7 protein-coding genes, 7 tRNA genes and 2 rRNA genes are annotated in these 14400 nt (G+C 52.6%); all 16 read left to right on the forward strand.

Annotation, left to right across the window (positions count from 1 at the left end; translation table 11 throughout):
• Positions 1-658 precede the first annotated feature (658 nt).
• The 16 genes from GT3570_RS00805 to glmS all read left to right on the forward strand — a co-directional run bounded on the left by GT3570_RS00805 (position 659) and on the right by glmS (position 13941).
• Positions 659-3588: ribosomal RNA gene (locus GT3570_RS00805) — 23S ribosomal RNA — on the forward strand.
• Between the two features lie 414 nt (positions 3589-4002).
• A 5S ribosomal RNA gene (gene rrf, locus GT3570_RS00815) occupies positions 4003-4119 on the forward strand.
• Between the two features lie 156 nt (positions 4120-4275).
• Positions 4276-4350 (forward strand) — tRNA-Asn (locus GT3570_RS00820).
• Positions 4351-4357: 7 nt separating this feature from the next.
• A tRNA-Thr gene (locus GT3570_RS00825) sits at positions 4358-4433 on the forward strand.
• A gap of 10 nt (positions 4434-4443) precedes the next feature.
• Positions 4444-4515 (forward strand) — tRNA-Glu (locus tag GT3570_RS00830).
• A 114-nt stretch (positions 4516-4629) separates the two neighbouring features.
• Positions 4630-4704, forward strand: a tRNA-Gln gene (locus GT3570_RS00835).
• A 714-nt stretch (positions 4705-5418) separates the two neighbouring features.
• Positions 5419-5494: transfer RNA gene (locus tag GT3570_RS00840), tRNA-Lys, on the forward strand.
• A gap of 4 nt (positions 5495-5498) precedes the next feature.
• Positions 5499-5570 (forward strand) — tRNA-Gly (locus GT3570_RS00845).
• Positions 5571-5575: 5 nt separating this feature from the next.
• Positions 5576-5648, forward strand: a tRNA-Ala gene (locus GT3570_RS00850).
• Between the two features lie 148 nt (positions 5649-5796).
• The gene (rocF, locus tag GT3570_RS00855; protein ID WP_011229661.1) at positions 5797-6696 is read left to right on the forward strand and encodes an arginase; all 900 of its coding nucleotides are present in this window, start codon (positions 5797-5799) and stop codon (positions 6694-6696) included.
• A gap of 200 nt (positions 6697-6896) precedes the next feature.
• Positions 6897-7460: an RNA polymerase sigma factor SigW gene (sigW, locus tag GT3570_RS00860; RefSeq protein ID WP_011229662.1), complete on the forward strand. Its 564-nt coding sequence runs from the start codon at positions 6897-6899 to the stop codon at positions 7458-7460.
• A 14-nt stretch (positions 7461-7474) separates the two neighbouring features.
• A complete protein-coding gene (rsiW, locus tag GT3570_RS00865) occupies positions 7475-8086 on the forward strand; it encodes an anti-sigma-W factor RsiW (RefSeq protein WP_011229663.1) in 612 nt (203 codons plus the stop codon).
• A 72-nt stretch (positions 8087-8158) separates the two neighbouring features.
• A complete protein-coding gene (gene cdaA, locus GT3570_RS00870; RefSeq protein ID WP_011229664.1) occupies positions 8159-8980 on the forward strand; it encodes a diadenylate cyclase CdaA in 822 nt (273 codons plus the stop codon).
• Positions 8973-10211, forward strand: coding sequence for a CdaR family protein (locus GT3570_RS00875; RefSeq protein ID WP_062898303.1), 1239 nt, complete (start codon positions 8973-8975; stop codon positions 10209-10211). The genes cdaA and GT3570_RS00875 overlap by 8 nt, the downstream gene beginning before the upstream one ends.
• A 27-nt stretch (positions 10212-10238) precedes the next feature.
• Positions 10239-11588, forward strand: coding sequence for a phosphoglucosamine mutase (gene glmM / locus GT3570_RS00880; protein WP_014194618.1), 1350 nt, complete (start codon positions 10239-10241; stop codon positions 11586-11588).
• Between the two features lie 550 nt (positions 11589-12138).
• Positions 12139-13941, forward strand: coding sequence for a glutamine--fructose-6-phosphate transaminase (isomerizing) (gene glmS / locus GT3570_RS00885; protein ID WP_062898304.1), 1803 nt, complete (start codon positions 12139-12141; stop codon positions 13939-13941).
• The last annotated feature ends 459 nt before the right edge of the window (positions 13942-14400 follow it).

Consider the following 14400-nt stretch of genomic DNA (forward strand, 5'->3'; position numbering starts at 1 on the left):
CCGCGTTTGGCTCTCGAAGCCAAATGTTCTTCACCCGCAGGGGTGCTTGCACCCCGAGGGGGAAGGTTATTTGGCAGAAGAGAGCCAGGCGCTGGAGCTAGACATCAGTCGTTATTCAAAGCAAAACGCGCTTCTGTTTCGTTCAGTTTTGAAGGAATGAGAAATTCCTTCAGTTGCTTTGCGTCTGCGTCTACAAGTGAATTCAGAGAAGCTGGATTCCTCGACGCAAAGCTGCAAGGAAGCTGTTTCAACGTAGTTGCTTTGCATCTGTGCCTGCGTCTGCTAGCAGGCTCAGGGAAGCAAGATTCCTCGGCACAAGACTGCAGAGAAGCAAATTCAAGAAGCAGTCTCGTTTGCGTCTGCGTCTACAAGCGGATTCGGAGAAGCCGAATTCCTCGACGCAAACCAGCGAAGAAGCGAATTCAAAGGAGCTACTTTGCGCCTTCGTCTTCCAGCAGGTTCAAGGAAGATGGATTCCTCGGCGCAAAGCTGCAAAGAAGCGAATTCAAAGGAGCTACTTTGCATCTGCGTCTTCTAGCAGATTCGAGGAAGTGGGATTCCTCGATGCAAGACTGCAGAGAAGCAAATTCAAGAAGCAGTCTCGTTCCTTGAAAACTAGATAACCGATAAAGCAAAGGAAGAAGCCGAGAGCGCGATAGGTTAAGCTAGAAAGGGCGCACGGTGGATGCCTTGGCACTAGGAGCCGATGAAGGACGGGGCAAACGCCGAAACGCTTCGGGGAGCTGTAAGCAAGCGTTGATCCGGAGATGTCCGAATGGGGGAACCCACTGTCCGTAATGGGGCAGTATCCATGCCTGAATCCATAGGGCATGGAGGGCACACCCGGGGAACTGAAACATCTTAGTACCCGGAGGAGAAGAAAGCAACCGCGATTCCCTGAGTAGCGGCGAGCGAAACGGGAACAGCCCAAACCAAGAGGCATGTCCTCTTGGGGTTGTAGGACCGCTCACGATGGGAGTGAGAAAGGGACGGGGTAGACGAACCGGTCTGGAACGGCCGGCCAGAGAAGGTGAGAGCCCTGTAGTCGAAACTTCGTTCCCTCCCGAGCGGATCCTGAGTACGGCGGGACACGAGGAATCCCGTCGGAAGCAGGGAGGACCATCTCCCAAGGCTAAATACTCCCTAGTGACCGATAGTGCACCAGTACCGTGAGGGAAAGGTGAAAAGCACCCCGGGAGGGGAGTGAAAGAGAACCTGAAACCGTGTGCCTACAAGTAGTCAGAGCCCGTTGATGGGTGATGGCGTGCCTTTTGTAGAATGAACCGGCGAGTGACGATGGCGTGCGAGGTTAAGCCGAAGAGGCGGAGCCGCAGCGAAAGCGAGTCTGAACAGGGCGTGTGAGTACGTCGTCGTCGACCCGAAACCAGGTGATCTACCCATGTCCAGGGTGAAGGCCGGGTAACACCGGCTGGAGGCCCGAACCCACGCACGTTGAAAAGTGCGGGGATGAGGTGTGGGTAGGGGTGAAATGCCAATCGAACTTGGAGATAGCTGGTTCTCCCCGAAATAGCTTTAGGGCTAGCCTCGGGTTTAGGAGTCTTGGAGGTAGAGCACTGATTGGGCTAGGGGCCCCAAACGGGTTACCGAACCCAGTCAAACTCCGAATGCCAACGACTTATGCCCGGGAGTCAGACTGCGAGTGATAAGATCCGTGGTCGAGAGGGGAACAGCCCAGACCGCCAGCTAAGGCCCCGAAGTGCACGTTCAGTGGAAAAGGATGTGGAGTTGCCGAGACAACCAGGATGTTGGCTTAGAAGCAGCCACCATTTAAAGAGTGCGTAATAGCTCACTGGTCGAGTGACTCTGCGCCGAAAATGTACCGGGGCTAAACGTGCCGCCGAAGCTGCGGGATGACCGTTGGTCATCGGTAGGGGAGCGTTCTAAGGGCAGAGAAGCCAGACCGGAAGGACTGGTGGAGCGCTTAGAAGTGAGAATGCCGGTATGAGTAGCGAAAACAGAGGTGAGAATCCTCTGCGCCGAAAGCCTAAGGGTTCCTGAGGAAGGTTCGTCCGCTCAGGGTTAGTCGGGACCTAAGCCGAGGCCGAAAGGCGTAGGTGATGGACAACAGGTTGAGATTCCTGTACCACCTTCTTCCCGTTTGAGCGATGGGGGGACGCAGGAGGATAGGGCGAGCAGGCGGCTGGAAGAGCCTGTCCAAGCCGTGAGGCTGATCCGCAGGCAAATCCGCGGATCATAAGGCTAAGCGGTGACGGCGACGGAGTAATCCGGAAGTCCCCGATTTCACACTGCCAAGAAAAGCCTCTAGCGAGGGAAGAGGTGCCCGTACCGCAAACCGACACAGGTAGGCGAGGAGAGAATCCTAAGGCGCGCGGGAGAACTCTCGTTAAGGAACTCGGCAAAATGACCCCGTAACTTCGGGAGAAGGGGTGCTCTTTGGGGTGAAGAGCCCTGAAGAGCCGCAGTGAAAAGGCCCAAGCGACTGTTTATCAAAAACACAGGTCTCTGCGAAGCCGAAAGGCGACGTATAGGGGCTGACACCTGCCCGGTGCTGGAAGGTTAAGGGGAGCGCTTAGCGGAAGCGAAGGTGCGAACCGAAGCCCCAGTAAACGGCGGCCGTAACTATAACGGTCCTAAGGTAGCGAAATTCCTTGTCGGGTAAGTTCCGACCCGCACGAAAGGTGTAACGACTTGGGCGCTGTCTCAACGAGAGACCCGGTGAAATTATACTACCTGTGAAGATGCAGGTTACCCGCGACAGGACGGAAAGACCCCGTGGAGCTTTACTGCAGCCTGATATGGAATTTTGGTATCGCTTGTACAGGATAGGTGGGAGCCTGGGAAGCCGGAGCGCCAGCTTCGGTGGAGGCGACGGTGGGATACCACCCTGGCGGTATTGAAATTCTAACCCGCACCCCTTAGCGGGGTGGGAGACAGTGTCAGGTGGGCAGTTTGACTGGGGCGGTCGCCTCCCAAAAGGTAACGGAGGCGCCCAAAGGTTCCCTCAGAATGGTTGGAAATCATTCGGAGAGTGCAAAGGCACAAGGGAGCTTGACTGCGAGACGGACAGGTCGAGCAGGGACGAAAGTCGGGCTTAGTGATCCGGTGGTTCCGCATGGAAGGGCCATCGCTCAACGGATAAAAGCTACCCCGGGGATAACAGGCTGATCTCCCCCAAGAGTCCACATCGACGGGGAGGTTTGGCACCTCGATGTCGGCTCATCGCATCCTGGGGCTGTAGTCGGTCCCAAGGGTTGGGCTGTTCGCCCATTAAAGCGGTACGCGAGCTGGGTTCAGAACGTCGTGAGACAGTTCGGTCCCTATCCGTCGCGGGCGGAGGAAATTTGAGAGGAGCTGTCCTTAGTACGAGAGGACCGGGATGGACGCACCGCTGGTGTACCAGTTGTCCCGCCAGGGGCACCGCTGGGTAGCTATGTGCGGACGGGATAAGCGCTGAAAGCATCTAAGCGTGAAGCCCCCCTCAAGATGAGATTTCCCACCGCGCAAAGCGGGTAAGATCCCTCGAAGATGACGAGGTCGATAGGTCCGAGGTGGAAGCGTGGCGACACGTGGAGCTGACGGATACTAATCGATCGAGGGCTTAACCTAGCAAGAAAAGTGGAGGCCGCCCGCTTATCGGCGAGGTGCGCTGGAGGGCCTGCGAGGAGGCTCGAACCAAGCGAAGCTTGGTTCTGCGTGGGTGGTGCCACAGGAGCGTATGCAATGTGTCGCCGCCGCAGCAGGACCGAAGCGTCGCGAGCCGATGGCGGCCGGAACTAGACAGCGAAAAGCGCAGGCGAGCGGGTCGCCGCGACGGGCAAATGTTCTTCGCCTGCAGGGATGTTCACATCCCGAAGGCGAAGGTTATTTGACCCCGAGCGGCGGCGAGCCGGAGCTGGACAATGCGAAAAGCGCAGGCGAGCGGCTTCTTCCAACGGTTATCTAGTTTTGAAGGAATGAACATCCTGTTGACAAATCCAACAGGATGGATATAATAATTACTGTCCAAGATGATAACCATTGCCTAGTGGCTATGGCGGAGGGGAAACACCCGTTCCCATCCCGAACACGGAAGTTAAGCCCTCCAGCGCCGATGGTAGTTGGGGCCAGCGCCCCTGCAAGAGTAGGTCGCTGCTAGGCAATGTTTCATTATTCTGCAATAGTTCAGCGACAAGCTTCACATCTTCGAATTCGCTACGAGTTGCCTCGACGCATCTCGCTTCCTTGAATTAGCTGGCAGAGGAAGAGGCAACGAGCACATTGGGAAGATGTGCATGACATATAGTTATTCATCATTCCGCAATAGCTCAGCGGTAGAGCAACCGGCTGTTAACCGGTAGGTCGTAGGTTCGAATCCTACTTGCGGAGCCATTTTTACGCTTCCATAGCTCAGTAGGTAGAGCACTTCCATGGTAAGGAAGAGGTCACCGGTTCGAGCCCGGTTGGAAGCTCCATTTATTTTCCGGCCCGTTGGTCAAGTGGTTAAGACACCGCCCTTTCACGGCGGTAACACGGGTTCGAATCCCGTACGGGTCACTCCATTTCGGCCAGTCGTCCTTTCAAGGATGATTGGCCGAAATGAAAAGTGTATACTTCCCTGATTGCTGAGATATAATAGCAATTGAATACAGCGTTTCTTTCTCATCGCGTTGGGCTATAGCCAAGCGGTAAGGCAACGGACTTTGACTCCGTGATGCGCTGGTTCGAATCCAGCTAGCCCAGCCATTATTTTTTTGTACATAAAAATGGTCATGAGCCATTAGCTCAGCAACGAGCGCTGCATCTTCGGATTTGCTTCGAGTTGCCTCGACGCACTAGGCATCTGTGAAACAGCTGGGAGAGGAAGAGGCAGGTAGAGTGAAACGAAGCTGTAGAGTGTTATCCTAACCATGAGCCATTAGCTCAGTAGGTAGAGCAACGAGCGAAGCATCTTCGGATTTGCTTCGAGTTGTCCCGACGCATCCAACATCTTCGAATATGCTAGCAGAGGAAGGGGCATCGTTCATTGTGAGTGTATACTTGACTATGAGCCATTAGCTCAGTAACGAGCGCTGCATCTTCGGATTTGCTTCGAGTTGCCTCGACGCACTAGGCATCTGTGAAACAGCTGGGAGAGGAAGAGGCAGGTAGAGTGAAACGAAGCTGTAGAGTGTTATCCTAACCATGAGCCATTAGCTCAGTAGGTAGAGCAACGAGCGAAGCATCTTCGGATTTGCTTCGAGTTGTCCCGACGCATCCTGCATCTTCGAATATGCTAGCAGAGGAAGGGGCATCGTTCATTGTGAGTGTATACTTGACTATGAGCCATTAGCTCAGTAACGAGCGCTGCATCTTCGGATTTGCTTCGAGTTGCCTCGACGCACTAGGCATCTGTGAAACAGCTGGGAGAGGAAGAGGCAGGTAGAGTGAAACGAAGCTGTAGAGTGTTATCCTAACCATGAGCCATTAGCTCAGTAGGTAGAGCATCTGACTTTTAATCAGAGGGTCGGAGGTTCGAGTCCTCCATGGCTCACCATAGCGCGGAAGTAGTTCAGTGGTAGAACACCACCTTGCCAAGGTGGGGGTCGCGGGTTCGAGTCCCGTCTTCCGCTTGGGCGGGGCCTTAGCTCAGCTGGGAGAGTGCCTGCTTTGCACGCAGGAGGTCATCGGTTCGATCCCGATAGGCTCCATCAAGAGCAGACTGCTTGACAACCACAAGCAGCCTGCTCTTTTTTGTTATATCGGTATAAATATTCAAAATTTTGTCAAGTTGAGTCATCCCCTTTCTTTCCTCTACAATAAAGACGTAACAGGAACCGGAAAGGAGTGGGAGACAGCATGAAGCCAATTTCAATTATCGGGGTTCCGATGGATTTAGGGCAGACACGCCGCGGCGTTGATATGGGGCCGAGCGCAATGCGTTATGCAGGCATCATCGAACGTCTGGAACGTCTTCATTACGATATTGAAGATTTGGGAGATATTCCGATTGGGAAAGCAGAGCGGTTGCACGAGCAAGGAGATTCACGGTTGCGCAATTTGAAAGCGGTTGCGGAGGCGAATGAGAAACTCGCGACGGCGGTTGACCAAGTCGTTCAGCGGGGGCGCTTCCCACTTGTGTTAGGCGGCGACCATAGTATCGCCATTGGCACGATCGCCGGGGTGGCGAAACATTATGAGCGGCTTGGAGTGATCTGGTATGACGCGCACGGCGACGTCAACACCGAGGAAACGTCGCCGTCTGGAAACATTCATGGCATGCCGCTGGCGGCGAGCCTCGGGTTTGGCCATCCGGCGCTGACGCAAATCGGCGGATACAGCCCCAAAATCAAGCCGGAACATGTCGTGTTGATTGGCGTCCGTTCCCTTGATGAAGGGGAGAAGAAGTTTATTCGCGAAAAAGGAATCAAAATTTACACGATGCATGAGGTTGATCGGCTCGGAATGACAAGGGTGATGGAAGAAACGATCACCTATTTAAAAGAACGAACGGATGGCGTTCATTTGTCGCTTGACTTGGATGGCCTTGACCCAAGCGACGCACCGGGAGTCGGAACGCCTGTCATTGGAGGATTGACATACCGCGAAAGCCATTTGGCGATGGAGATGCTGGCCGAAGCACAAATCATCACTTCAGCGGAATTTGTCGAAGTGAACCCGATCTTGGATGAGCGGAACAAAACAGCATCAGTTGCTGTAGCGCTGATGGGGTCGTTGTTTGGTGAAAAACTCATTTAATGCATGTGGGCAAAGAGGGTTGGTTGCGGGATTCACGGATATGATGATGATTTGTTCCCGCTGTTTGTGAAAGAGGGGCTGCCATTTGTTTGGCGTCCCCTCTTTTTCAGTTGTATGATACAATAAATATGTTGCATGAAACTTTTCTTGATCGAGCGCCGTAATATACAGTAAGCCGTGAGGCGGGGGTATTGTATTTTATGGATCTATTTATTAAAAAGAGAATTAAGGCGATCCAAAAAGGGGATCAAAACGCATACGCGGATCTTGTCGATTTGTATAAGGACAAGATTTACCGCCTTTGCTATCGAATGCTTGGCAATCGGCATGAGGCGGAAGATGCGGCGCAGGAGGCGTTCATCCGCGCCTACATCCATATTGATACGTACAATCCAGAAATGAAGTTTTCCACTTGGCTGTACCGGATCGCGACGAACTTGACGATCGATAAATTGCGGAAACGGAAGCCGGACGTGTATTTAGATGAAGAGGTCGGAGGCACGGACGGGTTGACGATGCAGGCTCAGCTTCCTTCCCGCGAAGCATCCCCGGAGGAGGCAGTGGAAAGCCTGGAGCTGCAAGAGACGGTGCAGCGAGCGATTGAGCAGTTGCCAGAAAAGTATCGAAGCGTGATCGTGTTGAAATATATGGAAGATTTGTCCTTGCAAGAAATCAGCGAGATTTTAGGGTTGCCGGTCGGCACGGTGAAAACGCGGCTGCATCGCGGCCGCGAAGCGTTGCGCAGGCAATTGGGTCATTTATAAGAGGGTGGGAGACTATGGAATGTCCGAAAGAAATCGTGTTGCTCATGCACAGCTATTTTGATGGAGATCTCCAGCCAGAAGGAGAGCAGCAGCTGAAAGAACATTTGCGTTCGTGCGCTGCGTGCGCTGCCCATTTTCACGAGCTGAAAAAGACGGTTGCTTTCCTCCAATATGCCGCCCACGTTGCGGCGCCGCCGTCGTTTGCAGCCAAGGTTATGGAGGCGATGCCGAAAGAGAGAAAGACCGCGCGGCTGCGCCGCTTCCTGCATCGCCACCCGCTGCTTACGGCTGCCTCGTTGTTTTTAGCGCTCACTTTAGGCAGCTTAGCTTCTTCATGGGGGGAAAGAGGCGCGTTTTCCGTCTCAGCTGATGAACATGTCATCATCCGCGATCATACTGTCATCGTGCCGAAAGGAGAAACGGTCAAAGGGGATATTGTCGTCCGCAATGGCTCGATTCGGATTGAAGGAACGGTTGATGGGGACGTGACTGTGATCCATGGAAAGAAATATATGGCGTCCGCCGGGCAAGTGACAGGGGAAGTGGAGGAAATTAATCAAGTGTTTGAATGGATTTGGTATAATATTAAAGAAAGGTTCAATCGTGCGCTCCAATCGATTGAATGATGGCAGCCATCGTTCGATGGCTTTTTCCGTGGCCATCAACAGATTGGAATTAGAGATAAAGGAAGTGTGAAGATGTCCTTCGGAGAGCTCCCCATCGTGTCATATTTGTTAAAAGTGGTTGATATCCTTGTCGTTTGGTATGTGATTTACAAGTTGATCATGATGATTCGCGGGACGAAGGCCATTCAGCTGTTAAAAGGCATTTTTTTAATTATTTTGGTTCGTTTCGTGAGCAATTATCTCGGTTTGACAACGCTGCAATGGCTGATGGATCAGGCGATCATTTGGGGATTTCTCGCGATCATCATCATTTTTCAACCAGAATTGCGGCGCGCCCTTGAGCAGCTCGGCCGCGGACGGCTGTTCACCCGCAATACGGTCAATGAAGATGAAGAGCGGATGCGAATGGTGGAAGCCATTGTAAAAGCGACCGAGTATATGGCGAAGCGACGCATCGGCGCGCTGATTTCCATTGAGCGGGAAACCGGAATGAACGATTATGTCGAAACCGGCATTATGTTAAACGCTCATGTATCGCCTGAACTGCTCATTAATATTTTCATTCCGAACACGCCGCTTCATGATGGGGCGGTCATTATTCAAAAAAACCAAATCGCTGCGGCGGCCTGTTATTTACCATTATCGGAAAGTCCATTTATTTCGAAAGAGCTCGGAACACGCCATCGGGCGGCGCTCGGCATCAGCGAAGTGACTGACAGCGTCACCGTCGTCGTGTCGGAGGAGACGGGAGCGGTATCGTTGACGAAAAACGGCGAGCTGTACCGCGATTTAACGATCGATGAGTTTCGGGAGCTGTTGACCGGCGAACTTGCTCCAGCGACGAAGGCGCCCGCTTCTTCCCGTTGGCAATGGAGGGGGAAGAAACATGGATAAGTTGATGGACCATCCTTGGTTTATTCGCGTTGTCTCCTTATTGCTGGCGATTATGCTGTATATGTCGGCCAATGTCGGGGCGAAAACCGGTGAGACGCGCAACACGTTTGGCCAGGAAGATACGGAAACGTTGATCGATATTCCGGTGGTCGCTTACTATGATGAAGACAACTTGGTCGTATCTGGCGTCCCGAAATACGTGAACGTTACGCTCCAAGGGCCGGCCAGCATTGTCAAGCCGACGGCTCTGCAGCGAAATTTCGAGGTGTATGTCGATTTAACGGAATTGCCGTTAGGGACATACACGGTGCCGATCAAATACAGGGACATCTCCGACAAGTTGAAAGTGACGATTCAGCCTTCCTCGGCCAAAGTGACGATTCGTGAAAAAGTGTCGAAACGGTTTCCTGTCGGTGTTGAATTTTTCAATCGAAACAAAATGCCGGATGGCTATTCCGTTGGAGAACCGACTGTGAAACCAGTTGCTGTGACGATTACTGGAGCGAAGGAACTAATCGACGAGATTGCGTTTGTCAAAGCCATCGTCGACTTAGATGGGGCGACGGAAACGCTGACGAGAGAAGCGCGCGTTCGGGTGTACGATCGACGGGGAAATGAGTTGGATATTGAGCCAGAGCCATCGTCGGTGGAAGTAACCGTGCCGGTGAAAAGCCCGAGCAAGACGGTGTCGGTTCAAGTGCGAACAACTGGGGAGTTGCCGGATGGTGTGCATCTTGTCAGCATCACGCCGGAGCCGGATCGAGTGACGATTTATGGACCGAAGGAAGTGTTGAACCATATTGACAAGCTGGAAGGATTGACAGTTGATTTGGACGACATTACCGACGATGCGACGGTAGAACTTGACGCTCCGCTCCCTGATGGAGCAAAAAACGTCGATCCAGACAAAATCAAGGTGCATATTGATGTGGAAAAAGACGTCACGCAAACGTGGAAAGACGTGCCGATCGCCGTCGTCGGCTTGCCGGATTCATACAAAGCTGAATTTGTCAAACCGCTTGAAGGCAAAATTACGGTCCGCCTTGTCGGTCCGCCCGATGTCGTCCATGGATTGACGAAAGATGATGTCCGCTTGTATGTCGATGTTAGCGGCCTCGGCATTGGCGAACATCAAGTTCCCATTCAATGGAACCACCCTGAACAAGTCCAATGGCAGCCGTCGGCGGAAACGGCGATGGTCCATATTAGCGACAAAGCAACTGCACAATAAACTGCATAGTAAGGAGAGAGTGAACGAATGGGCAAATATTTTGGCACTGATGGTGTACGAGGAGTCGCAAATCGTGAATTGACGCCAGAGTTGGCGTTTCAAATCGGCCGCTGCGGCGGATACGTGCTGACCAAAAGCGCTGAGCGCCCGAAAGTATTGATCGGGCGCGACACTCGCATTTCCGGCCATATGCTTGAAGGCGCCCTTGTCGCCGGGCTTTTGTCGATCGGGGCTGAAGTGATGCGCCTTGGCGTCATTTCCACGCCAGGTGTCGCCTATTTGACGAAGGCGCTTGGAGCGCAGGCCGGCATCATGATTTCTGCTTCTCACAACCCGGTGCAAGATAACGGCATTAAATTTTTCGGTCCGGACGGGTTCAAGCTGTCGGATGAGCAGGAAGCGGAAATTGAGGCGCTGATCGACAGCGCGGAGGATATGCTGCCGCGGCCGATCGGGGCTGGGCTTGGGCAAGTAAACGACTATTTTGAAGGCGGACAAAAGTACTTGCAGTATTTAAAACAAACGATCGATGAAGAAGATTTTTCCGGGATGAAAATCGCCCTCGACTGCGCGCACGGGGCGACGTCATCGCTTGCGACGTACTTATTTGCCGATTTGGATGCGGATGTCGTGACAATGGGGGCTTCGCCCAATGGGCTCAACATTAACGAAGGAGTCGGTTCCACCCATCCGGAAGCGTTGGCGGCGTTTGTCAAAGAAAAAGGAGCCGATGTCGGGCTCGCCTTTGACGGCGATGGCGACCGCCTCATCGCCGTGGATGAACGCGGCAACATTGTTGACGGCGATCAAATTATGTACATTTGCGCCAAATATTTAAAAGAAACCGGCCGCCTCAAGCACCAAACTGTCGTCTCGACGGTCATGAGCAACCTTGGGTTTTACAAGGCGCTTGAGGCGCAGGGAATCAAAAGTGTACAAACGGCCGTTGGCGACCGCTATGTCGTCGAGGAAATGAAGAAGAACGGCTATAATCTCGGCGGCGAGCAGTCCGGACATATCATCTTCCTTGACTACAACACGACGGGGGACGGAATGTTGACGGCGCTCCAGCTTGTCAACATCATGAAAATCAAAGGCAAGCCGCTTTCCGAATTGGCGGGGGAAATGAAAAAATACCCGCAGCTGCTTGTGAACGTCCGGGTAAAAGATAAAGAAAAAGCGATGGAAAATGAGCAAGTCAAGAAAGTGATCGCGGAAGTGGAAGCAGAGATGAACGGCAATGGCCGCGTTCTTGTCCGCCCATCGGGGACTGAGCCTCTTGTGCGCATTATGGCGGAGGCCCAAACCGAGGAAGCGTGCCGCGCCTACGTTGAGCGGATCGCGGATGTCGTCCGCCGTGAAATGGGAGTGGAATAACCGACCGCTTGGACAACCACCCTATGCATAGACGGAACGTTCGCTTCCGTTTATGCATAGGTTATTTTATATAAAGGGATGGATAGATGATAGTTGACGCCGCTGGGAATGTCCTGTAATATTAACGTTGTTGCCTTTTTCTTGAAAGGAGGCGATGGAAGGGCGAAGAGCGGAACATGGTGAAGTGATGGCTTGCCGCAACCGTAGGCATGGCCAACAAAGCAAAAAGGTGGTTGGTTGTTGCATCGGTTTTGACGAGACAAAAGCGCCTGGACTAAGCGTTGGACGGAAGAACGCTTAGTTGACGAGGAGGAGGTTTATCGAGGTTTTCGGCGGATGCCTCCCGGCTGGAGCGATGACAGCCGCAAGTCCTCTCTTAAAACAAAGGGGTGACCCTTTGCACAAAGGGGAGGATGTCATCGCGCGAAACGAAGAAGGGAGTCTGCCGCCCGTGGATCGGCGAGACCCCGAACATGTTCTTTGACAACTGAACAGGAAAGACGGTTCTCGTTAGCGGCAGCCTCCAAGATGAAAAGGAGGAACATTTGCCATGTGCGGCATTGTTGGCTATATCGGTTATCAAGATGTGAAGGAAATTTTATTGCGCGGATTGGAAAAACTCGAGTATCGCGGCTACGATTCGGCGGGGATCGCCGTATTGAACGAAAGCGGCGTGCATGTGTTTAAGGAAAAAGGACGGATCGCTGATTTGCGCCGCATCGTCGACCCGAACGTCAACGCGACGGTCGGCATTGGCCATACACGCTGGGCGACACACGGGGCGCCAAGCCGAGTGAACGCCCACCCGCATCAAAGCGCCTCAGGCCGTTTTACGCTTGTGCATAACGGTGTCATTGAAAACTATGAAATGGTCAAGCGCGATTATTTAGCCGATGTTGCGTTTCAAAGCGACACGGACACGGAAGTCATCGTCCAGCTCGTGGAAAAATTCGTCCGTGACGGGCTGACAACGGAAGAAGCGTTCCGAAAAACGCTCTCGCTGTTAAAAGGATCGTACGCCATCGCCATGATCGATGCACAAGACGAAAACACCATCTATGCGGCCAAAAACAAAAGCCCGCTTCTTGTCGGATTGGGTGATGGATTTAACGTCGTGGCGAGCGATGCGATGGCGATGCTCCAAGTGACGAATCAATTCGTCGAACTGATGGATGGGGAACTCGTCATCGTCACGAGCGAGAACGTCACGATTCAAACGCTAAACGGTGAAACAGTCGAACGGAAGCCATTTACGGCTGAGCTCGATGCGAGCGACATTGAAAAAGGGACGTATCCGCATTACATGCTGAAAGAAATTGATGAGCAGCCGTTCGTCATCCGCCGCATCATTCAAAAATACCAAGATGACAACGGTGAATTGGCCATTGACAAAGCGATCATCAATGAGGTGCTGAACGCCGACCGCCTGTACATTGTCGCGTGCGGAACGAGCTACCACGCAGGTCTTGTCGGCAAGCAATTGATCGAGTCGTGGGCGAAAATTCCAGTCGAAGTGCATATTGCCAGCGAATTTTCGTACAACATGCCGCTGTTGTCGGAAAAGCCGCTCTTCATCTTTATCTCGCAAAGCGGCGAAACGGCCGACAGCCGCGCCGTGCTCGTGCAAACGAACAAACTCGGCTATAAAGCGATCACGATCACGAACGTCCCAGGTTCGACGCTGTCGCGGGAAGCCGATTATACTCTCCTGTTGCACGCCGGCCCGGAAATCGCCGTTGCCTCGACAAAGGCATATACGGCGCAAATTGCTGTGCTTGCGATTTTGGCCGCCGCGGCGGCGAAAGCGAAAGGCTTTGAGCTGGACTTTGACTTGACGAAAGAGCTCGCCATCGTCGCCAATGTGATGGAAATGCTGTGTGATGCGAAAGAAGAAATGGAGAAAATCGCAAGCGACTACTTGACGTTGACGCGCAACTGCTTCTTTATCGGCCGTGCCGTTGACTACTATGTCTGCCTAGAAGGCGCGCTGAAACTGAAGGAGATCTCTTACATCCAAGCGGAAGGGTTCGCCGGCGGCGAGCTGAAACACGGCACGATCGCCTTGATTGAGGACGGCACGCCGGTCATCGCCCTCGCCACCCAAGAGCACGTCAACTTAAGCATTCGCGGCAACGTAAAAGAAGTCGTCGCCCGCGGCGCGAACCCGTGCGTCATCTCGATGCGCGGCCTGGAAGGCGACGGCGACCGCTTCATCATCCCGGCTGTCCATCCGGATCTTACGCCGCTTGTGTCCGTCGTGCCGTTGCAGCTGATCGCATACTATGCCGCCTTGCACCGCGGCTGCGACGTCGACAAACCGCGCAACTTGGCGAAGAGCGTGACGGTGGAGTGAGCGGTTCGTTGGTCGGAAAGACTGTTGTTGAATGACAAAAAAGTCGGGAACTGAAAGCCTGTTGGTGAATCCAGCAGGCTTTTGTTTTTTCTATTACAGTGTTTATTTGCTTTGCAAATATAACTGTTATTGGTATCTGCGGAAAATAAAGTCGCATACTGAAAAATAAAGTTGGTAACTAGAAAATAATAATGGTAACTGGGAAAAGGTGTTGGCATAGGTTTATGCCAGCACTTTTTTATTTTCGATCAGATAGAATCACTAAAAAAAGCAGGATATTTTAAAAATATTTGTAATATTATGGTACAATTATTGTGAGATATCGATCTTCTTCAAATCACACTGGAGAACATAATTTTTTTAAAATGTGGTGACATGAATGGGGCATAGGCGACTAACGGGTGAGTTGTTTCAATAAGAAAACAGTATATGATTATTAAAAACGTTCAGATTTTAAAT

It is taken from the genome of Geobacillus thermoleovorans, from assembly GCF_001610955.1.
GTDB lineage: Bacteria > Bacillota > Bacilli > Bacillales > Anoxybacillaceae > Geobacillus > Geobacillus thermoleovorans.